16 protein-coding genes are annotated in these 19,032 nt (G+C 64.9%); 4 read left to right on the plus strand and 12 right to left on the minus strand.

Annotated features, from left to right (window positions below; genetic code table 11):
• The first annotated feature begins 162 nt into the window (after nucleotides 1–162).
• From ABIC09_RS28110 to ABIC09_RS28120, 3 genes are all read left to right on the plus strand, one after another.
• A complete protein-coding gene (locus tag ABIC09_RS28110; RefSeq protein WP_354111275.1) occupies nucleotides 163–1,380 on the plus strand; it encodes an efflux RND transporter periplasmic adaptor subunit in 1,218 nt (405 codons plus the stop codon).
• Nucleotides 1,377–4,547, plus strand: coding sequence for an efflux RND transporter permease subunit (locus ABIC09_RS28115; protein WP_354111276.1), 3,171 nt, complete (start codon nucleotides 1,377–1,379; stop codon nucleotides 4,545–4,547). Before ABIC09_RS28110 ends, ABIC09_RS28115 begins: the two co-directional genes overlap by 4 nt.
• Before the next feature lie 302 nt (nucleotides 4,548–4,849).
• Nucleotides 4,850–6,040 carry an ABC transporter substrate-binding protein gene (locus ABIC09_RS28120; RefSeq protein ID WP_354111277.1) on the plus strand — a complete coding sequence of 397 codons (1,191 nt, stop codon included), beginning with the start codon at nucleotides 4,850–4,852 and terminating at the stop codon, nucleotides 6,038–6,040.
• Between the two features lie 160 nt (nucleotides 6,041–6,200).
• Here the strand turns inward: ABIC09_RS28120 and ABIC09_RS28125 are convergent, their stop codons facing one another.
• Genes ABIC09_RS28125 through ABIC09_RS28140 form a run of 4 tightly spaced genes read right to left on the minus strand, consistent with a single transcriptional unit; the run spans nucleotide 6,201 to nucleotide 10,802 of the window.
• Nucleotides 6,201–6,590 carry an MAPEG family protein gene (locus tag ABIC09_RS28125; protein ID WP_148751048.1) on the minus strand — a complete coding sequence of 130 codons (390 nt, stop codon included), beginning with the start codon at nucleotides 6,588–6,590 and terminating at the stop codon, nucleotides 6,201–6,203.
• A gap of 27 nt (nucleotides 6,591–6,617) precedes the next feature.
• Nucleotides 6,618–7,700 carry a lipocalin-like domain-containing protein gene (locus ABIC09_RS28130; protein ID WP_354111278.1) on the minus strand — a complete coding sequence of 361 codons (1,083 nt, stop codon included), beginning with the start codon at nucleotides 7,698–7,700 and terminating at the stop codon, nucleotides 6,618–6,620.
• Nucleotides 7,690–10,152, minus strand: a complete 2,463-nt coding sequence (locus tag ABIC09_RS28135) for an FtsX-like permease family protein (RefSeq protein ID WP_354111279.1) — start codon at nucleotides 10,150–10,152, stop codon at nucleotides 7,690–7,692. Before ABIC09_RS28135 ends, ABIC09_RS28130 begins: the two co-directional genes overlap by 11 nt.
• Nucleotides 10,149–10,802 carry an ABC transporter ATP-binding protein gene (locus ABIC09_RS28140; RefSeq protein WP_148751045.1) on the minus strand — a complete coding sequence of 218 codons (654 nt, stop codon included), beginning with the start codon at nucleotides 10,800–10,802 and terminating at the stop codon, nucleotides 10,149–10,151. The genes ABIC09_RS28135 and ABIC09_RS28140 overlap by 4 nt, the downstream gene beginning before the upstream one ends.
• A gap of 143 nt (nucleotides 10,803–10,945) precedes the next feature.
• On the opposite strand from ABIC09_RS28140, the gene ABIC09_RS28145 reads away from it, so the two are divergent.
• The gene (locus ABIC09_RS28145) at nucleotides 10,946–12,283 is read left to right on the plus strand and encodes an MFS transporter (protein ID WP_354111280.1); all 1,338 of its coding nucleotides are present in this window, start codon (nucleotides 10,946–10,948) and stop codon (nucleotides 12,281–12,283) included.
• A 72-nt stretch (nucleotides 12,284–12,355) separates the two neighbouring features.
• Here the strand turns inward: ABIC09_RS28145 and ABIC09_RS28150 are convergent, their stop codons facing one another.
• The 8 genes from ABIC09_RS28150 to soxZ all read right to left on the minus strand — a co-directional run bounded on the left by ABIC09_RS28150 (nucleotide 12,356) and on the right by soxZ (nucleotide 19,026).
• Nucleotides 12,356–13,567, minus strand: coding sequence for an MFS transporter (locus ABIC09_RS28150; RefSeq protein ID WP_354111281.1), 1,212 nt, complete (start codon nucleotides 13,565–13,567; stop codon nucleotides 12,356–12,358).
• 146 nt (nucleotides 13,568–13,713) lie between these two features.
• Nucleotides 13,714–13,878, minus strand: a complete 165-nt coding sequence (locus tag ABIC09_RS28155) for a hypothetical protein (RefSeq protein ID WP_354111282.1) — start codon at nucleotides 13,876–13,878, stop codon at nucleotides 13,714–13,716.
• A gap of 87 nt (nucleotides 13,879–13,965) precedes the next feature.
• The gene (locus ABIC09_RS28160) at nucleotides 13,966–15,006 is read right to left on the minus strand and encodes an MBL fold metallo-hydrolase (protein WP_148751041.1); all 1,041 of its coding nucleotides are present in this window, start codon (nucleotides 15,004–15,006) and stop codon (nucleotides 13,966–13,968) included.
• A 290-nt stretch (nucleotides 15,007–15,296) separates the two neighbouring features.
• Nucleotides 15,297–15,755 (minus strand): DsrE family protein, encoded by a 459-nt coding sequence (locus ABIC09_RS28165; RefSeq protein ID WP_354111283.1) that lies wholly within the window; start codon nucleotides 15,753–15,755, stop codon nucleotides 15,297–15,299.
• A 3-nt stretch (nucleotides 15,756–15,758) separates the two neighbouring features.
• Nucleotides 15,759–17,504 (minus strand): thiosulfohydrolase SoxB, encoded by a 1,746-nt coding sequence (gene soxB, locus ABIC09_RS28170; protein WP_354111284.1) that lies wholly within the window; start codon nucleotides 17,502–17,504, stop codon nucleotides 15,759–15,761.
• A 45-nt stretch (nucleotides 17,505–17,549) separates the two neighbouring features.
• The gene (locus ABIC09_RS28175; RefSeq protein ID WP_354111285.1) at nucleotides 17,550–17,855 is read right to left on the minus strand and encodes a hypothetical protein; all 306 of its coding nucleotides are present in this window, start codon (nucleotides 17,853–17,855) and stop codon (nucleotides 17,550–17,552) included.
• Nucleotides 17,852–18,715 carry a sulfur oxidation c-type cytochrome SoxA gene (gene soxA, locus ABIC09_RS28180; protein ID WP_354111286.1) on the minus strand — a complete coding sequence of 288 codons (864 nt, stop codon included), beginning with the start codon at nucleotides 18,713–18,715 and terminating at the stop codon, nucleotides 17,852–17,854. Before soxA ends, ABIC09_RS28175 begins: the two co-directional genes overlap by 4 nt.
• Nucleotides 18,715–19,026, minus strand: a complete 312-nt coding sequence (gene soxZ / locus ABIC09_RS28185; RefSeq protein WP_148751036.1) for a thiosulfate oxidation carrier complex protein SoxZ — start codon at nucleotides 19,024–19,026, stop codon at nucleotides 18,715–18,717. Before soxZ ends, soxA begins: the two co-directional genes overlap by 1 nt.
• Between the last annotated feature and the right edge of the window lie 6 nt (nucleotides 19,027–19,032).

Raw genomic sequence — 19,032 nt, forward strand, 5'->3', positions numbered from 1 at the left:
GCATCCATCGCGGTCCCTGTCAACCCGTCATCCGGCCAGGGCACCGTGCCGAGCATTGCCCGCGCTTTGGTCTTGAAGAGTTCATGATCGCCACCCATCTTGTGGCGCCCGCGGGTCAGCGAGTACCCTGCAATTTCCGCGGCTTTGATGCGAGGACCTGGGATGACTGGACCGGACGGAAGCGAGCAATCTGTCAAAACGCACGATTTCGTTCAGCCCCGGCCTTATGCCATAGCCGGCCTTCTCGCAACCGCGTTCGCGCTCAGCGGTTGCGGACAACCGGCCTCGCAAGCGGCCGCGCCGCCACCTCCGCCGGTGACGGTTTCCCAGCCGGTCAAGCGCACCGTTACCGATTGGGACGAGTACACCGGCCGGTTCGAGGCGGTCGAGGAGGTGCAGGTGCGCCCCCGCGTCGGCGGCTTCGTCAACTCCGTCGAGTTCCAGGACGGCGCGATCGTGCATCAGGGCGACCTGCTCTATGTGATCGACCCGCGCCCGTTCGAGGCGGTGGCCGAGCAGGCGGACGGCCAGCTCTCCGACGCCCGCGCCAAGGTGGAGCTCGCCAAGCGCGAGCTCGATCGCGGCCTGAACCTGGTCCAGACCAGCGCGGTGTCCGAGCAGGTCGTCGACCAGCGCCGCCAGGCCCTGCAGGCCGCGCACGCCGCCGAGACTCAGGCCGAGGGCGCGTTGAAGGCGGCCCGGCTTAACATCGAGTTCACCCATGTGACCGCGCCGCTCACCGGCCGCGTCAGCCGCCATCTCGTCAGCCCCGGCAATCTCGTGCAGGGCAGCGACACCGGCACGTCGACGCTCCTGACCTCGATCGTCTCGCTCGACCCGATCTACATCTATTTCGACATGGATGAGACGACCTTCATCAAATACAGCAGGCTCTGGTTCGAAGGCCGCCGTCCGAGCTCGCGCGACACCGCGAACCCGGTGCAGGTGACGCTGGCCGGTGAGACAAAACCGTCGCATGACGGCGCCATCAACTTCCTCGACAACCGCCTCGATGTCTCCACGGGCACGCTGCGCAGCCGCGCCGTGGTCAAGAACACCGATCTGTCGATCCTGCCCGGCCAGTTCGGCCGCGTCCGCCTGATCGGCAGCGCGCCCTATGAGGCGCTGCTGGTTCCCGACGTCGCGGTCGCGACCGACCAGTCGCGTAAGATCGTGTTCGTGGTGAAGCCCGACGACACCGTCGAGGCGCGGCCCGTGGTGCTGGGGCCGCTCGATGACGGCCTGCGCGTGATCCGCGAAGGGTTAAAGGCGGAGGACCGCGTCATCGTCAACGGCATCCAGCGCGCCCGCGTTGGCGCCAAGGTGGCCCCGTCTGCCGCTCAGGCGCCGGCCGGTGCCAAGGCTGGTGACAAGTCATGAATCTTGGCCGTCTCTCCATCAACCAGCCCATCCTGGCGATGGTGCTGTCGATCGTGCTCCTGATCGTCGGCGCGCTCGCCTACTCCACGCTGCCGGTCTCCGAATATCCGCAAGTGGTGCCGCCGACGGTCGTCGTCACCACGCAATATCCGGGCGCCTCGGCGCAAACCGTGTCCGACACGGTTGCCGCGCCGATCGAGCAGCAGATCAACGGCGTCGAGGACATGCTGTATCTCTACAGCCAGGCGACCTCGAACGGCCAGCTTACCATCACCGTGACCTTCAAGCTTGGCACCGATCTCGACAAGGCGCAGGTGCTGGTGCAGAACCGCGTCGCGATCGCGCAGCCGCAGCTGCCGGACGAGGTGCAGCGCAACGGCGTCGTCACCCGCAAGAACTCGCCCGACATTTTGATGGTCGTGTTCATGCTGTCGCCCGACGACACGTTCGACCAGCTCTACATCTCCAACTACGCGCTGCTCCAGGTCCGCGACCAGCTGCTGCGCATCGACGGTGTCGGCGACATCCAGATCTTTGGCGCACGCGACTATTCGATGCGGCTGTGGCTCGATCCTGATCGCATTGCCAATCTCGGCCTGACTTCGACCGAGGTGCTGGCCGCAATCCGTGCGCAGAACGTGCAGATCGCGGGCGGCCAGATCGCCGAGCCGCCGATCGCCGACCGCGCCTTTCAGCCCAACCTCGTTTTCACGGGACGGTTGAAGGACCAGAGGCAGTTCGAGGACATCTTGATCAAGGCCGGCTCCGACGGCCGCACGGTTCGGCTGCGCGACGTCGCCCGCATCGAGCTCGGCGCGCTGGCCTATTCCACCAACAGCTTCCTGCTGCGCAAATCCGCGGTCGCCATGCTGGTGACGCAGCGGCCGGGATCGAACGCGCTCGCGACGGCAAAAAACATCTCCGACACCATGACGAAGCTCAAGGAGAGCTTTCCGAAGGGGCTCGACTACAATATCGGCTACAATCCGACCGAGTTCATCGCGCAGTCCGTCCATGAGCTGATCAAGACCATCTACGAGGCCATGCTGCTCGTGGTGGTCGTCGTGCTGGTTTTCCTGCAAGGATGGCGGCCTGCGATCATCCCGATCATCGCCATACCGGTCTCGCTGGTCGGCACTTTTGCGGTGATGGCGGCGCTCGGCTTCTCCATCAACAATCTCACTCTGTTCGGGCTCGTGCTCGCTGTCGGCATTGTCGTCGACGACGCCATCGTCGTGGTCGAGAATGTCGAACGCCATCTTGAGCACGGTCTGAGCCGGCGCGATGCCGCGCTGAAGACGATGGAGGAGGTCGGCGGCGCGCTGGTCTCGATCGCACTGGTGCTCTGCGCGGTGTTCGTGCCGACGGCGTTCCTGGGCGGCATATCCGGGCAGTTCTTCCAGCAATTCGCTGTGACCATCGCGGTTGCGACCGCGATCTCCTGCTTCTGCTCGCTGACGCTGTCGCCGGCGCTGGCCTCGCAGATTTTGACGCCCCATGAGGAGAAGCGGCCCCCCGCCGCCTGGAATCTGATCGCGCGCGGCTGGAACGCCTTTACGGGAGCCTTCAACCGCGTGTTCGACCGGTTGGCACACGGCTACGCTGGCGTCGCCAATTTCGTGATCCGGCATTCGGTGGTGATGATCCTGATCTATGTCGTTCTGATCGGCAGCGCAGGATGGCTGATCGGGACCACGTCGCAGGGCTTCATCCCCGCGCAGGACCGCGGCTACGTCATCGTCTCCGTGCAATTGCCGGGCGCGGCGTCGCTGGCGCGGACCACCGAGATCGTGCGCGAGATCGAGCGGATCTCGCTGGATACGCCGGGCATCATCCGCGTTGCCGCCTTCGCCGGCTTCTCCGGCGCGACGCGCACGCAGGCCGGCAATGCGGCAGCGCTGTTTCCGGTGTTCGATGAGCCAGAGGCGCGCATCAAGAAAGGGCTGACGGCGAACGCCATCACGGCGGAGTTGCGCAAGCGTCTCGCCGCGATCCAGGGCGCGTTCATCATCGTCATTCCACCGCCGGCCGTGCCCGGCATCGGTACCGGCGGCGGCTTCACCATCCGCATCCAGGATCGCCAGGGTCGCGGGCCCGAGTTGCTGGCGTCAGCAACCGACGAACTCGTCGCCGCCGCGCGCAAATCGCCCTTGCTCCTAGGCCCCACGGTGTTCTCGCCGTTCTCGGCCAATACGCCGCAGCTGTTCGTCGACATCGACCGCACCAAGGCGCAGAAGCTCGGCGTGCCCATCGCCAACATCAACGACACGATCCAGACCTATTTCGGATCGACCTATGTCAACGACTTCAACCTGTTCGGCCGCACCTATCACGTCACCGCGCAGGCTGATTTCCCGTTCCGCAAAGAGCCTGCCGATCTCTCGCGCCTGCGCACGCGAAATGCCTCCGGCGACATGGTGATGCTCGGCAGCGTGGTCGACTTTAAAGACGTTTCGGGCCCCGACCGCGTCGCGCGCTACAATCTCTACGCGGCGTCCGAGCTGCAGGGCGAGCCGGCGCCGGGCACGAGCTCGACCACCGCGCTCAACGCCATCAAGAAGCTCGCCGACGATACCTTGCCGAGCGGCTTCAGCTTCGAATGGACGGATTTGTCCTATCAGCAGGTCACCGGCGGCAATGCCGGCCTCTACATCTTCCCGATCTGCGTGCTGTTCGTCTATCTCGTGCTCGCCGCGCAATATGGCAGCTGGACCTTGCCGTTTGCGGTGATCCTGATCGTGCCGATGTGCCTGCTCGCTGCCACCATCGGCGTGCGCATCATGGGCCAGGACGTCAACATCCTCACCCAGATCGGCTTCGTCGTGCTGGTGGGATTGGCGGCGAAAAATGCGATCCTGATCGTCGAGTTCGCACGCGATATCGAGCTCGAAGGCAAGCCGCGGCTGGAGGCGGTGATCGAAGCCTGCCGCCTGCGCCTGCGACCGATCCTGATGACGTCGTTCGCGTTCATCCTCGGCGTGCTGCCGCTGGTGATCTCGTCCGGTTCAGGCTCGGAGATGCGTCAGGCCGTCGGCGTCGCCGTCTTCTTCGGCATGATCGGCGTCACGCTGTTCGGGCTGCTGTTCACGCCGATCTTCTATGTGGTGGTGCGGAACCTGGCGGAAGGGCGGAACGACGGGAAGCCGAAGGTGGAGGCTGCGGGCTGACAAGTGCCGCTCGTTGCCAATGGCGTATCCACATTCTCGCCGTCGTCCCGGCGAAGGCCGGGACCCATAACCACAGGAATAGATTTGGCGAAGACTCGGAGTTATCAGCTTCGTGCCAAACTTCTCCCTGTGGCTATGGGTCCCGGATCTGCGCTCCGCTTCGCTGCGCTTGTCCGGGACGACAGTGCAGAATGTGGCACCCACCTCCATACTAACGACCTACGCAAAATCGATGGGCAGCGGCAGTCTTCTTCATTACACTCCGCGCGATTTCAAAATAGAACACTGCTGGGAGCTAACAGATGAAATCAGCACTTTTGGCTGCTGTCGCAGCGTCGGCTCTATTGCTGGCCGCGCCGGCCTCCGCGCAAGGCGTCAAGATCGGAATCCTTAACGACCAGTCTGGCGTCTACGCCGATTACGGCGGCAAGTACTCGGTCGAAGCAGCCAAGATGGCGATCGAGGATTTTGGTGGCGAGGTGCTCGGCCAGAAGATCGAGATGGTCACCGCCGATCACCAGAACAAGCCCGACCTCGCCACCTCCATCGCGCGGCGCTGGTACGACGTCGAGAACGTCGACATGATTACGGAGCTGACGACCTCCTCGGTCGCGCTCGCGATCCACGAGCTCTCGAAGGATAAGAAGAAGATCGACATCGTTGTGGGCGCCGCGACCTCGCGTCTCACCGGGGATGCCTGCCAGCCCTACGGCTTCCACTGGGCCTACGACACCCGCGCGCTCGCTGTCGGCACCGGCGGCGCGCTGACGAAAGCCGGCGGCGACACCTGGTTCTTCCTCACCGCGGACTACGCCTTCGGCTATGCGCTGGAGAAGGACACCAGCGAGATCGTCACTGCCAATGGCGGCAAGGTGGTCGGCTCGGTCCGCGTGCCGCTCAACTCCTCGGACTTCTCCTCCTTCCTGCTCCAGGCGCAGAGCTCGAAGGCGAAGATCGTTGGCCTTGCCAATGCCGGCCTCGACACCACCAATTCGATCAAGCAGGCGGCCGAGTTCGGCATCGTCTCCGGCGGCCAGAAGCTCGCCGGCCTCTTGATGACGATCAGCGAAGTCAACGGGCTCGGCTTGCAGGCGGCCCAGGGCCTCGTTCTCACCGAAGGCTTCTATTGGGATCATGACGACCAGACCCGCGCCTTCTCCGAACGCTTCTTCAAGCGCACCGGGAGGATGCCGAGCATGATCCACGCCGGCACCTATTCGGCGACGCTGAGCTATCTCAAGGCGGTGAAGGCCGCCGGCACCAAGGACACCGAAGCGGTCGCCAAGAAGCTGAAGGAGCTGCCGGTCGATGACGCCTTCGCCAAGGGCAAGGTGCTCGAGAACGGCCGCATGGTCCACGACATGTATCTGTTCGAGGTCAAGAAGCCGTCGGAATCGAAGAAGCCGTGGGACTACTACAAGGAGCTCGCCACCGTCCCCGGCGACAAGGCGTTCTTCACCGCCAAGGAGAGCGGCTGCCCGCTGACGAAGTGAGGGGGCTTGTGTCCCGGACGCGCTGCAACGCGTAGCGTTGCTGCGCAGAGCCGGGACCCATGCTTCTCCAGGTTTTGCAGCCGGATTGGGTCCCGGTTCAGCGGCGCAGCGTTACACGCTGCACCGCGCCCGGGACACGAGCGCGTGTGATGCCGCGCTTTCACGAGACCAACCTTAGCACCACCGCGCCCAGCGCCCCCGCCCACAGCGCGATGGCGGCGGTGCCCTGGATCGCAAAGCCCGGGCCGCGCTTGGCGGCGGCCTGCGAATAGCCGACGAAATAGACGATGCGGCCGATGATCCAGACCGCGCCGATGCCTGCCGCAATCGCGTCGCTGATATAGATCGCGAACAACCAGAGCGACGGCAGGAAAATCGGCATCCATTCCAGCGTGTTCATCTGGATACGGAAAGCGCGCTCGAAATCGGGATGGCCCGACATCGCCGGCACCTTGATGCCCGTCTTGGTGCGCGACCGCGAGACGTTCATGCAAGTGAAGAAGAAAAACAGGATCGCCAGCAGCGTGACGAGGGCGGTGAGGTGATACATCGCAAATCCTTTTGAACAAGTCGCGGTTCAATAGCCGGTCAGCTCGAGATAGCCAACACCGGCATGCGTGCCGGTAAAGCTGATCGGTCCCTCCCAATAGGAGAAGCCGGTCCCCATCCATGCTCGGGGATTGAGCGGCTTACAGGCAATCGAGAAGGATCGTGACGGGATCGCGATCTGCCACTCGACCGGCAGCTTGCGCCCCGCGACATCGACGGTCGCTTTCGGAGTCATCTGGATGTCGCCACCCGCAATCATCTGCGTGCGGCCGTCGGCACCGATCCAGTTGCCGAACGGATAATCCTTGCCGTCCTTCTGGCGCAGCCGGTACAGCATCAGCTTGTCGCCGGAGGAAAGATGCAGCGATAGCCAGTCCCAGCCGGTCTGGTCGGTGTCGAGCGGCTGGCTGCTCCATTCCCGGTCCATCCAGGCCTCGCCGGAGACATCGACCGGCTTGTCGTCGACGGTGAGGGTGCCGCGCGCACGGTAGAACGGCTGGCTGTAATAGTAGGATGCCTGTCCGCGTTCGGACTTGCGGCTATAGCCGCCGTCGCCCTGCAAGACGACCGGGCGATCCGCTTCAAGCGTGAGCGCGTAGCTGAAATCGGTGCCAGACGCCATCAGGCTCACTGGCGACAGGGTGCGATCGTCGGTGCGCTCGGATCCCTTCATCTCCCAATCGTCGATCCATGCTGTAAACGGCTTTGCCTCGACGCCGGCTTGACCGATGCCGCCGCGCGAAAACAGCTCGTTGAAGCGGTGCGTGTCGGCGTGCGTCACCGCGGCGTGCGCCATCCAGATCTGCTGATTGGCCCAGCCTTCGCCTTGCGGCCCCGGCTTTGCGGCCTGGCGAAACAGCGTCCATTGCAGCCCGCAAGCAGCGCCATTGCTGTCGACCAGATTCGCCGTCAGATACCACCACTCGATGCGAAACGCCGGATGTGGCCCGTGATCGGCGGGGAACGTGAAGATTTTTCCGGGCGTGACTTTCGCAAAGCCGTCGGCGCTCTCGCCGAGCCCGGCATAGCCTTGCGCGCCGGCGCGTCGCGCGAGGGCGAGCGTGGCGATGCCGCCGGCAAAGGCGCGCCGCGAGAGTTTGTCAGCGCTCATTGGCGAACACCTTGACGAGGCTTGCCGGCTGCATCCGCGCCAGCCGCAACACCGGCAGCAGTGCGGCCAGCAGCGAGGCGATCAGTGCGACCGTGACCAGCTCGACCAGTTGCAGCGGAAACACATGGAACGGCAGCCGCCAGCCGAATGCCTTCACATTCACGATCGCGATCAGGCACCACGCCACCAGGAGCCCGAGCGGCACGGCCAGCAGCGACGTGAACAGCGCAACCGACAGCGTCTTGGTCAGCTCGATCGCGGCGAGGCGCGGCCGGGTGATGCCGATCGCCCAGAGCGGCGCGAGCTGCGGCAGACGGGAGTTCGCCAGCGTCAGCAGGCTGGTCAGCAGCGCGATGCCGGCGACGCCGAGCGTGAAGGCATTCAGCGCCGACGTCACCGCAAAGGTGCGCTTGAAGATGCGGATCGATTCGGCCTTCACCGTCGCCTGGTCGGCCACGGCGCGGTCGTCGAGCGCGAACTGTTTCTGCAGTGCTGCGATCAAGCCGGGAATCCTGTCCCGCGGCACAATAAGCCCGATCCGCGTCTGCGGCGTTTGCGGAAACTGCCGGATCAGCGCCGCGACATTCACCGCGAGCTGTCCCTTGGGATTGCCGTAATCGGCATAGATGCCGACGATGTCGAGCTCCCAGGTCCCGCCCGGCGCCGGCACCTCGATGACATCGCCGACGCGGACGTTCAAGCGGCGGCTCAGCTGCTCGCTGATGAAGGCGGCATTGCCCGGCACCAGTTGCGTCCAGGCGCGCGGCGCGTTCTCCAGCAGCGGCCAGCGCTCGCGATAGAGCGCGTGATCGGGCAGGCCGAGCAGCTCCACCGGCTGTCCCTGAACCTGCGTCTCCGCGCGCCCGCCCGGCAGGATCGCCTGAACCTCGCTGCGGTCCTTCAGCCAGTTGCGGATCGCCGTGCCTTGCGCATTGTCGGCGGCGCTGATGTAGACGTCGGCGGCGAGCCGTCCATCGAGCCAGCCGACAAAGGTGCGGCTGAACGTCTCCACCATGGTGGATACCCCGACGTTGACGGCGAGCGCAAGCAGCAGCGCCATCAGCGCCAGCGACAATCCGGACAGCTGCTGCCGGCTGTCCGCCCAGAACCACAGCGCCAACGGCCCGCGCGCAGAATGCTGGCCGGCGAGCAGGAGTACCTCGAGGAAGGCCGGCAGGATCAGCGCCGCGCCGAACATCAAGGCTGCCAGCACGCCAAAGCCCGCGATCAGCGATTGCCCGTAATGAAGCAGCAACAGCGCGACCGCGAGCACGGCGCAGGCCGCAACGCTTTGCAGGATCAGCCAGCGCCGCTGCCGCTGCTGCCAGGCGTACGGCTGCGCGGTCGCCAGCACCGGCATCCTGACAGCCTTGATCAGGCTGGTCGCGGCCGCCACAAGCGCGCCCGCGACGCTGATGCCGATCCCGGCGAGCCACCATTCAGGCTTTAACGTGAGCTGCCCCGGAATTTGCGCGCCATAGAGCCCGCGCAGTGACGCCGCCACGTCGGGCAGCAGCGCGGCCGCGATGAAGTAGCCGCAGACGAGCCCGATCAGGCCGGCGACCAGCGCCAGCGCCACCAGCTCGACCACCAGCACCGTATTAACCAGCCGCGCCGAGGCGCCGCAGGCCCGCAAGGTCCGCAGCATCGGCAGCCGCTGCTCGAAGGCGAGGCCCACGGCCGAGTTGACGATGAAGAGGCCGACGAAGAACGACAGCAAGCCGAAGGCGGTGAGGTTGAGATGGAAGCTGTCGGTCAGCCGTTCCAGCTCGGTCTCCGCGGTCGGCTCGACCCGCTGCAATTGATCGCCGACGACGCTTGCGAGCTGCGCCGGCTTGCCCTTCGCCTCGCCGATCAGCAGGCGCGACAGCTGATCGGGTTTGTTCAGGAGCCGCTGCGCAACGCCGATGTCGACCACCAGCACGTCGGGCACGAGCTGCGGCTGCACGTGTAGTGGCGGCAGCTTTGCGCCGCTGCTGATCGAGGGCGTCGCGCCGTCTTGCTCGTGCAGATCGTTCAGCGTCTCCTGCGCGACCAGCGTCTGGCCGGGCGCGGCAACGAAACTGCTGAGATCCGCCGCCCCGAGGCGCGGCGCGTTGCCGACGTCAGCCGGCAGCGTCACCGGCTCGATGCCGAGCAGCCGCATCGCGCGTCCATTGATTTGAACCCGGCCTTCCAGCACCGGCGAAACCGGCCAGCCCGCGCGCCGGAGTTTTATGAACAGGTCTTGCGGGAAGGTCGCCGCGTTGGACGCGACCAGCGTGGCCGTGCGCACGCCGCCAAACGTCGCGGCCGCGCGGTCATAGGCGCTGCGGGCCTGCTGGTTGATCGCCTGCACGCCGCTCCACAACGCAGTCGCCGCGATCAGCCCGATCAGAAGCGTCGCAAACTGCATCCTGTGCCGACGCCAATGGCTGAGCAGCACCGCGAGCACCCACAGCGCGCGTCTCATGCGATCCGCCCCGCATGGAGGACGACGTGACGGTCGAGCGTGCCGGCCAGATGCAGGCTGTGCGTCACCATCAGGAAACCGCAGCCGGTGCGCGTGACGAGATCGCGCGTCAGCGCCAGCACGTCGTCGGCGGTGTCTTCATCCAGGTTGCCGGTCGGCTCATCCGCGAGCAGCAGCAGTGGTTTTGTCGCCAGGGCCCGGCCGATCGCAACCCGCTGCTGCTGGCCGCCCGACAATTGCTCGGGATAGCGCTTGAGCAGGCCGCCGAGGCCGAGCCGCTCGACCAGCTCCCTGGTCCAGGCGGCATCATGCCGGCCGGCGATGCGCGCCTGGAAGGCGAGATTGTCTGCGACCGAGAGACTCGGGATCAGATTGTACTGCTGAAAAACCAGGCCGACCTTGTCGCGCCGCAAGCCGGCGCGGCCGGCGTCCGACAACTTGGTGACCTCGGTGTCCTCCAGCCGGATCGAGCCGCCATCGGCGGCATCCAGCCCGGCGATCAGGTGCAGCAGCGTGCTCTTGCCGCTGCCGGATTCGCCGGTCAGCGCGACGCGCTCGCCGGCTTTCAGGTCGAGATCGACGCCACGCAGCACATGGACCGGCTCAGCGGCCGAGGCGAAGGTTTTGGAGAGGTTTCGGATGCTCAGCAAGATCAATGCGCCGGACGGAATTAGCTTAATGCTGCGTAGCACACTTGCCGTGGAAATGCCGGGGTTGCGTTGCCGTTCAAGCCGTTGTTAGCTCCAGCAACGGCCAAATCATAAAAGTGCCAAAAGAACATACGGGGAGAACGATGAGCGCTCAGGGAACGCCCATAGCGGCAAGCAAGACCACGGGGACGGCTGCGGAAACGCCAAAGGGCGCCTGGACGGTCACATTCCTCCTGTTTCTGTTCATGCTGGTGAACTTCGCCGACAAGATCGTCGTCGGCCTCGCCGGCGTTCCGATCATGACCGATTTGAAGCTCGAGCCGGAGCAGTTCGGCTTTCTCGGCTCGTCGTTCTTCTTCCTGTTCTCGATCTCGGCCATCGTGGTCGGCTTCATCGTCAACAAGGTGGCGACGCGCTGGGTGCTGCTGACGCTCGCCGTGATCTGGGCGCTGGCGCAGTTTCCGATGGTCGGCACCGTTTCCTTCACCACGCTCTTGATCTGCCGCATCGTGCTCGGCGCCGGCGAAGGTCCGGCGGCTTCGGTGGCGATGCACGCCATCTACAAATGGTTCCCCGACGAGAAGCGCACGCTGCCGACCGCGATCCTGACGCAGGGCTCGGCCTTCGGTGTCATCCTCGCCGTGCCGATGCTGAACTGGATCATTGTCAACCATTCCTGGCACTATGCCTTCGGCGCGCTCGGCGTCGTCGGCCTGATCTGGGTTTGCGCCTGGCTCACCTTCGGCAAGGAAGGTCCGCTCGAGAACACACAGGTCCTCGCGGCCACAGAGACGAAAATTCCCTACGTCCAGCTGCTCACCTCGCGCACTTTCATCGGCTGCGTGGCCGCGACCTTCGGCGCCTATTGGGCGCTGTCGCTGGGCCTCACCTGGTTCACGTCCTTCATCGTCAAGGGGCTTGGCTTCTCGCAATCGGACGCCGGCTGGATATCGATCCTGCCCTGGGTGTTCGGCGCCACCGTCGTCATCCTGACCGGCTGGATCTCGCAGGCGATGATGGCGCGCGGCTACACGACTCGTGTCTCCCGCGGCGTGCTCGGCTCGGTGCCGCTGATCATCGGCGGCCTGATCCTGGCGGTGATGCCGTACGCCCCGGGTGTGGGGCTGAAGATCGCGATGCTTGTGGTCGGCCCTGGGCTCTGCGGCGCGATCTACGTCGTCTGCCCGCCGATGCTCGGTGAATTCACCCCGGCCTCGCAGCGCGGCGCGATCCTCGCGATCTACGGCGCGCTCTACACGCTCTCGGGCATCATCGCGCCGAACGTGATGGGCACCGTGATCCAGCGCGCCGGCAGCATGGTCGACGGCTACATGACCGGCTTCACCATCAACGCCGTGATCATGGTCGGCTCCGGCCTGCTCGGCTTGCTCTTGCTCTGGCCGAACACGGAGCGCGCGAGGCTGACGCGCGGTGCGACTCCGCAGGCCGCTGAACCGAAGGGCGTGGTGTCGCTGACGTAAGGGGGCAGTTAGAAGCCCGCCAGAACAAGACCGTCGCCGGGACGACGACTGAATTCGTGGCGATAGCGCCCCTCAATTCGACGCAGCTTTCGCCTTCCGCTCCGTGAACGGCGACAGCACCACCGTTGCGACCATGAAGATCACCGACGCACCGAACACCCAGTGCGGCGCGCTCTGGTCCATGATCCAGCCGAACAGCAGCGGGCTGACGATCCCGCCGAGATTGAAGCCGGTGGAGACGATGCCGAAGGCGCGACCGGCAGCGCCGGGAGGCGCGGCGTTGCGCACCAGCATGTCCCGCGACGGCGCGATCACGCCGGAGAGGAAACCCGCGGACGCCATCGTGGCGGTCAAGGCCCATCCGGGCAGCGTGACCAGCGCGATCAGCAGCACGATGGCGGCATTTGCGGCAAAGCAGGCGGCGGCGACATAGCCGTGGCGCTCGGTGTGGTCGGCGAGGAAGCCGCCCGCGAGCACGCCCGCGGCGCTGGAGCCGAGGAACGCGGTCAGCGCGACATTGGCGATGGAATAAGTAGCGCCGTAGCCGCTCATCAGCGCCACCACGCCGAAATTGTTGATGCCGGCAACCGACAGGCTGAGCAGCATGAACAGCGCGGTCAGCGTGATCAGCGCCGGCGTGATGACGGCCTGCTTCGGCATGTTCGCGTTGCCCGGCCTGGTCTTGTGCGCGCCGGCATCGGGAATGTTCATGGCGACCAGCAGCAGCGCCACCAGCACGCCGATCGCACCCGAGGCGATGATGGCGCCTGTGCCGCCGGAGACGGTGACGAGCGCCGCGACGATCGCCGGCGCAACGGCGCCACCAAGATAGCCGGCAAAGGTGTGGATCGAGAAGGCGCGACCCATCCGCGCCTCGTCCATGTGCTCGGCCAGGATCGCGTAATCGGCGGGATGATAGACGCTGTTGGCGAGGCCAAGCAGCACGGCGCAGGCGATCAGCGAGGTGTAGCTCAGGTGCAGGCCGAGCAGGATCAGCGCGAGCCCGCCGAGCATCAGTCCGCCCAGCAGGATCTTGCGTGCGCCAAAATGGTCGACGAGATAGCCGGTCGGCGCCTGCGTCAGCCCGGAGACGACGGCCGATATGGTCAGCGCGAACCCGAGCTCGACATAGCCCACGCCGAGCTGGCTCTTGAGGAACGGGAACAGCATCGGCAGGACCAGCAGATGGAAATGGCTGATCCAATGCGCGATCGAGATCCCGGTCAGCGTGCGTAGCGCGCTGTCCGCCTTGCCTTGTTGCGGTGCGGCGAGAACGTCGACCATTGCAGTTCCGCTTCAGTCCCAGGAGGCGCGCAAACTATCGGGGACGGCGGTTATTTGTCCATGAACGCGGGCGCATGGCAGGTAGCGCGGGTGGGACGGCGGAAAGCGTGGTTAGGGCTCGCGCTCAATAATGGCTCCGAGCGACCTCACAACGGCTCGTCATCGTTGCCATAACGATCACGCTTCGGCGTGGCGATGTCGCCGTCTTCGTAATCGTCGTCGGTGTCACGTGGCGGCCGGGGCTTCTTCGCCTTGTCGTCGTCTGCAGTCTTCGTCTTCGGCGGTTCGCTCGGCTTGCCGGTCTTGGCCATGACTGATCCCGGATGGTGATGCGTCCTCCATCCTACCCGCAAACGCCTTGCGGTTCCTGAGTTATCTCAAGCCCGCGGCGATGAATGTCAGGCGTGCACCACCGGCCCGCCCGCCTTCTTCCAGGCATCGATGCCGCCGGCGATGTGGGCGGTGTTGGACAATCCGGCCTCCTTGGCGGCGGCAACTGCCATCGCCGAGCGCTCGCCGAAGGCGCAGAAGAACACGACGCGGCGACCCATGGCGGCCGCGACCTCGCGCAGCATGCCGCCGGGTTTGAGGCTTTCCTCGACGCTCGGATAGGGCGTGTGCAGCGCGCCTTCGATCATGCCGTGCTTCATCCGCTCATTGCTCTCGCGCAGATCCACCAGCAGAATATCGGGTCGGCGGAGCGAACGGATCGCCTCGGCGGCGCTGAGTGCACGGCCCTCTTTCTCCAGCTCTTCCTGATGCAGGCCGACCCGCATGTTGGCCGGCACCGCCACATCCATCATCTTCGGATTGGGCAGCTTCAGGTTCGCCATCAGCTCGATATATTCGTCGACCGAGCGCACCTGGAGCCGCGGATTGTAGCGCTTCTCCTCGCCGATGGTGGAGACGGTGTCGCCCTTGTAATCGTGTGCCGGGAACACCATCGTCTCGTCCGGCAGCTTCAAGAGGCGGTTGAAGATCGATTCGTACTGTGCGCGCGACGAGCCGTTCTGGAAATCAGTGCGGCCGGTGCCGCGGATCAACAGCGTATCGCCGGTGAAGACGCGGTCGCCCATCAGGTAGGAGTAGGAATCGTCGGTGTGGCCGGGCGTGTACATCACGTCGAGCGACAGGCCCTCGATCGTCACCTTGTCGCCGTCGGCGACCCGCATCGCCACCACGTCGGCCTTGGTCTGGTCGCCCATCACGGTCATGCAATGCGTGCGGTCGCGCAGCTCGCCGAGGCCGGTGACGTGATCGGCATGCAGATGGGTGTCGACCGCCTTGACCAGCTTGAGGTCGAGCTCGCGCAGCAGCTGGCAATAGCGGTCGACCTTCTCCAGCACGGGATCAAGGATCAGCGCCTCGCCGCCGGGGCGGCTGGCAAGGACGTAGCTGTAGGTGCCCGAAATGCTGTCGAAGAGCTGGCGAAAGATCATGGCAGGACCCGGCGTGGACTGGTTTCGAGGATTCTACTACATCCGGGAGCATAAAGAGAAGTAAGTCACTGCCGGAGCAAGAAAATTTAGAAAATTTTTATTGCGGGGTCAGCGGCCGGCGTTCCGGGCTCACCTGCTCGAGACGCCCCGCTGTCATCGCCCGCGAAGGCGGGCGATCCAGTATTCCAGAGACAGCGAAGCGGATGCAGAGAGGCTGCGGCGTACTGGATTCCCCGCCTCCGCGGGGAATGACAGTGAGTATGTCGCTGCCCCGTGCCACGGCCGAAGCCTCAGGGCCTCACCAACGTGTACCCATTCTCCGCCAGAAGCAGGATCTGCCCGACGCCCACCTGCACCGGCGTCGCCGCCGGAATGAACTCCGGCCGCTTGCCCGTCTCCCGCTCGATCGTGTCGACCGTGTTGAGGCAGATGTCGAACCGCACGCCCTGCGCGATCAGGCTCTCGACCTGCTTGCGGCGCTCGCTGCCGGACAGCAGCAAGTCGATGCCGGGACCGAAGGCGACGATCTCCACGGCGATCTTGTCGGGGTCGTAAGCCTTCAGCAGATTGTTGGCGACACTCAGCACCATGGCCTGCTTCTTCGCATCGCTATCTGAGAGCTGCAGCACGATCTTGTGCTCGGCGAACGGCTTGTCCTGGAGCGGCACCTGTTGCGCAGAAGCCAGCGTCGGCGCGACCAAGGAGAGCAGCGTCAGCAGCATTGCGCGAAAAATTTGCGACCGCATCATCCTCTATCCTGCAATGCCTGGATTGCCGTCGACGCCCTTCAGCGTGACGCCGGTGCCGAGCCGCTCCTGAAACATCCGGCCCGAGCGCAGATATTTGCCGACGACGTCCCACACCGGTGCGCCCTGCTGGCCATTGACCGAGGCCCAGCCTGCGACCTTGTAGTGCCTGACGGCGCTGAGCGCCTTGCCATTGGCGAGCTTGAGCTCGGCGATGCGGCTGCCGATCGCGTTGGTGGGGCTGCATGTGTAGCTGAGCCCACCGGCGCGCACCATGTCGCCGCCCTGCTGATAATAGGGATCGGCGTTGAAGAGATTGTCGCAGATATCTTCCAGCACGTCCTTGATCTGGGCGCCGGTCATCTCCTGCACATAGGTTTCGGGATAGGTGATCGCGGTCTCCGCGAGCACATCCTCCATGGTCAGCGGCTGGCCCGAGAGCGCGGTGACGCCCCAGCGGAAGCCCGGCGACAGCGCGATCTCGGCATCGAGCTCGGCGCGCAGCGCGGTGCAGATCAGCTCGTCGACGGAGCCGGCGAAATTGTCGCGGCGATAGAGCAGCCGGTCCGGCGTTGCGATCTTCTCCAACCAGTCGGCCACGAACGGCGCACGCAGCCGGCCGATCAGCTCGGCCATCGCCGGATCGGGCTTGAGCAGCTCGGAATAGACCGGCAGCAGATGATACTTGACGTCGCCGACCTTGCCCTTGTCGAGCGCGAGATCGAGCACGCCCAAAAACTTCCCGTTGGAGCCGGCATTGGTAACGAGCGTCGTACCGCCAGCGTTCTTCACGGCGATCGGTTGCGGCACGGCATCATGGGTGTGGCCGCCGAGGATGACGTCGATGCCGGTGACGCGGCTTGCGAGCTTGAGGTCGACGTCCATGCCGTTGTGCGACAGCAGGATCACCGCATCGACCTTGTCGCTGCCGCGCAAGCTGTCGACATGCTTCTGGAGCTCTTCCTCGCGAATGCCAAACGTCCAGTCCGGCGTGAAGCGCTTGGGATGCGCGATCGGCACGTAAGGAAAGGCCTGGCCGATGATCGCGACGCGATGACCGCCGATCTCCCTGATGATCGATGGCTTGAACACGCGCCCCGTCGCCTTGTCGAAGGCGGGGGCGTCGTTGAACGCGGCTTCCTCGGTCAGGAAGACGTTCTGCGCCAGGAACTCGCCCTTGAAGTGCTCGAGATTGTCACGCAGCACCTGCTCGCCATAGGTGAACTCCCAATGCCCGGTCATCGCCTCGATGCCCAGCAGATTGGCGACCTCGACCATGTCGCGGCCCTGCATGATGTTGGCGAGCCCGGTGCCCTGCCAGAGATCACCGCCGTCGACCAGCATGGTGCGCTTCTCGCCGGCATCGCCGCGCAGGCGGTCGATCAGCGTCTTCAGATGGGCGAAGCCGCCGAGCTTGCCGAAGCGGCCGGCGGACTTTTCGAATTCGACGCTAGTGAAGGCATAGGCGTCGGCGCTGTCGGGCCGGATGCCGAAGCGCTCCAGGAAAGCGTGACCGACCAGATGCGGCGGCCGTCCCGCCATCTCGCCGATGCCGATATTGACGCTGGGCTCGCGGAAATAGACCGGGTTGAGCTGCGCATGCGTGTCGGTGAGGTGCAGGATCCGCGCATTGCCGAACCGCTCGATGTCGTAAATGCTCGCGGTCTCGGCGCCGCGCGCCAGTCGCGGCAGGCCGAGCGAGGCAGCAATGCCAGCTGTGCCCTTCAGGAGATCGCGGCGGCGGATGGGCATCTAAATTTCTTCGCGCCTCTCAACGACAGTTCCACAGACGTTAGCCTAGCGGATTTCCATCGCCTTCCAGGCCTCTTTTTCAGACGTCGCCTGGAAGATGGATGCTTTCGCCAGCGCCTCGGCCTCCTTGGCTGCGGCGACGGCGCGGTCGAAATCGCCGCCATCTGCGGCCTTTTTCGCTGCCGCCAGCGTCGAGACGGTGGTGGTCCACTGGTTGCGCAATGCAGCCGCCTCCTTGGATGCGGTCTCCGCAGCAGCGTAGGCCGCCTTGTAGTCCGCTTCATTTGCCGCGCGCGCCATCGGCGCGAGGCTCAGGGCCAGCAACATGGCGACAGGAAGTGACCGCTTCATGGCCGCGCTCCTGGTCCCGAAATCGGCAGGCCGTTGGCGACGTAGGAGAGGAAGTATTCGACGTCGCGATATTCGTCCGCCTGCGGCTCCAGCGGAACCGCGCGAGTCTGGCTGTTGCAGGTGATGAAACGGCGGCTGGTTGTGCCCATGCCGCTCCATTCGGAGCGGTAGATCGGCAAGGCGTTCAAGATGCCGAGCGCCGGCGCCAGGATCTCGGCGCGGATGCGCTCGCCCGGGCTCTGCACGTGGCAGCTCGCGCAGGAGAAGTTCATCTGGCCGCGGCGGGTGTAGAAATAGCGCTTGCCGTTCTCGAACGCTTCGAGCGCGCGGGGATCGTCGGGAATCCTGATGTCCATCGGCTTGCCGCGCGAGGTGTAGGCCATGTACGCCGTGAGCGAGGCCATCTCGTCCTTGACGTAGGAGTAGGGCGCCTCGCCATTGGCCTCGCGGCAGCGGTTGAGCGCGAGCTCGAGCGTGACGACCTTGCCTTCCTTGGTGTCGAAATAAGGATAGTTCTGGCGAATGCCGATGCCGCCGTTCGGGAAGCAATCAGCATAGGTCTTGCCGTTCTTGAACGGTGTCGCAAACATCTCCTTGCCGGCGTCCAGTGCGAACTCGTAGGGCGGAAACTCTTCCTTCTCCTGCCATTGCCGCTTCATGTCCTCGTTCATGGAGTAAGGACCGTTGACGAAATCCTCGTGCTTCACATCAGGAAATTTCTGGAAGAAGAAATTCTGGAACGCCTTGGCATCCGCGACGGGATCGACCTTGTCGGCCGCAATCACGCGCGGAGAGGTGAGCGCTAACGCGACGAGCGCGGCGCTCAACGAGCCAAGCAGGAGGGAGGTGGCGGGTCTCATCACGCGATCTTCGCGGTGGTCTCGTCGGACCCACCCTTGTTGTCGGTCCAGGAGATCTTGAGGTCGTCGCCCTTCTTGGCGCCCTTGAAGCTGAACTTGACGTAGGGGTCCTTGGAGACCGCGGTGCCCCAATTGGCAACGAACACGTCCTTGCCGTTACACGCGAACTTCAGCTGCTGGATGTAGTGCGCGGGAATCAGCTCGCCCTTGGCGTCCTTCACCAGGCCGGTGTCCATGGGGTGCTGGATCAGTGTCTGCACCTCGGTGATGTCGCCGTTGGATGTTGCGCGGACGCGAATGCTGGATGTCATCTGGAT

The sequence above is a fragment of the Bradyrhizobium sp. S3.12.5 genome, assembly GCF_040548225.1.
Taxonomy (GTDB): domain Bacteria; phylum Pseudomonadota; class Alphaproteobacteria; order Rhizobiales; family Xanthobacteraceae; genus Bradyrhizobium; species Bradyrhizobium cytisi.

Coding starts and splice junctions, on each gene's coding strand:
- ABIC09_RS28110 (WP_354111275.1), top strand. CDS start 163: ATGACTGGACCGGACGGAAGCGAGCAATCTGTCAAAACGCACGATTTC.
- ABIC09_RS28115 (WP_354111276.1), top strand. CDS start 1,377: ATGAATCTTGGCCGTCTCTCCATCAACCAGCCCATCCTGGCGATGGTG.
- ABIC09_RS28120 (WP_354111277.1), top strand. CDS start 4,850: ATGAAATCAGCACTTTTGGCTGCTGTCGCAGCGTCGGCTCTATTGCTG.
- ABIC09_RS28125 (WP_148751048.1), bottom strand. CDS start 6,590: ATGTATCACCTCACCGCCCTCGTCACGCTGCTGGCGATCCTGTTTTTC.
- ABIC09_RS28130 (WP_354111278.1), bottom strand. CDS start 7,700: ATGAGCGCTGACAAACTCTCGCGGCGCGCCTTTGCCGGCGGCATCGCC.
- ABIC09_RS28135 (WP_354111279.1), bottom strand. CDS start 10,152: ATGAGACGCGCGCTGTGGGTGCTCGCGGTGCTGCTCAGCCATTGGCGT.
- ABIC09_RS28145 (WP_354111280.1), top strand. CDS start 10,946: ATGAGCGCTCAGGGAACGCCCATAGCGGCAAGCAAGACCACGGGGACG.
- ABIC09_RS28150 (WP_354111281.1), bottom strand. CDS start 13,567: ATGGTCGACGTTCTCGCCGCACCGCAACAAGGCAAGGCGGACAGCGCG.
- ABIC09_RS28155 (WP_354111282.1), bottom strand. CDS start 13,878: ATGGCCAAGACCGGCAAGCCGAGCGAACCGCCGAAGACGAAGACTGCA.
- ABIC09_RS28160 (WP_148751041.1), bottom strand. CDS start 15,006: ATGATCTTTCGCCAGCTCTTCGACAGCATTTCGGGCACCTACAGCTAC.
- ABIC09_RS28165 (WP_354111283.1), bottom strand. CDS start 15,755: ATGATGCGGTCGCAAATTTTTCGCGCAATGCTGCTGACGCTGCTCTCC.
- soxB (WP_354111284.1), bottom strand. CDS start 17,504: ATGCCCATCCGCCGCCGCGATCTCCTGAAGGGCACAGCTGGCATTGCT.
- ABIC09_RS28175 (WP_354111285.1), bottom strand. CDS start 17,855: ATGAAGCGGTCACTTCCTGTCGCCATGTTGCTGGCCCTGAGCCTCGCG.
- soxA (WP_354111286.1), bottom strand. CDS start 18,715: ATGAGACCCGCCACCTCCCTCCTGCTTGGCTCGTTGAGCGCCGCGCTC.
- soxZ (WP_148751036.1), bottom strand. CDS start 19,026: ATGACATCCAGCATTCGCGTCCGCGCAACATCCAACGGCGACATCACC.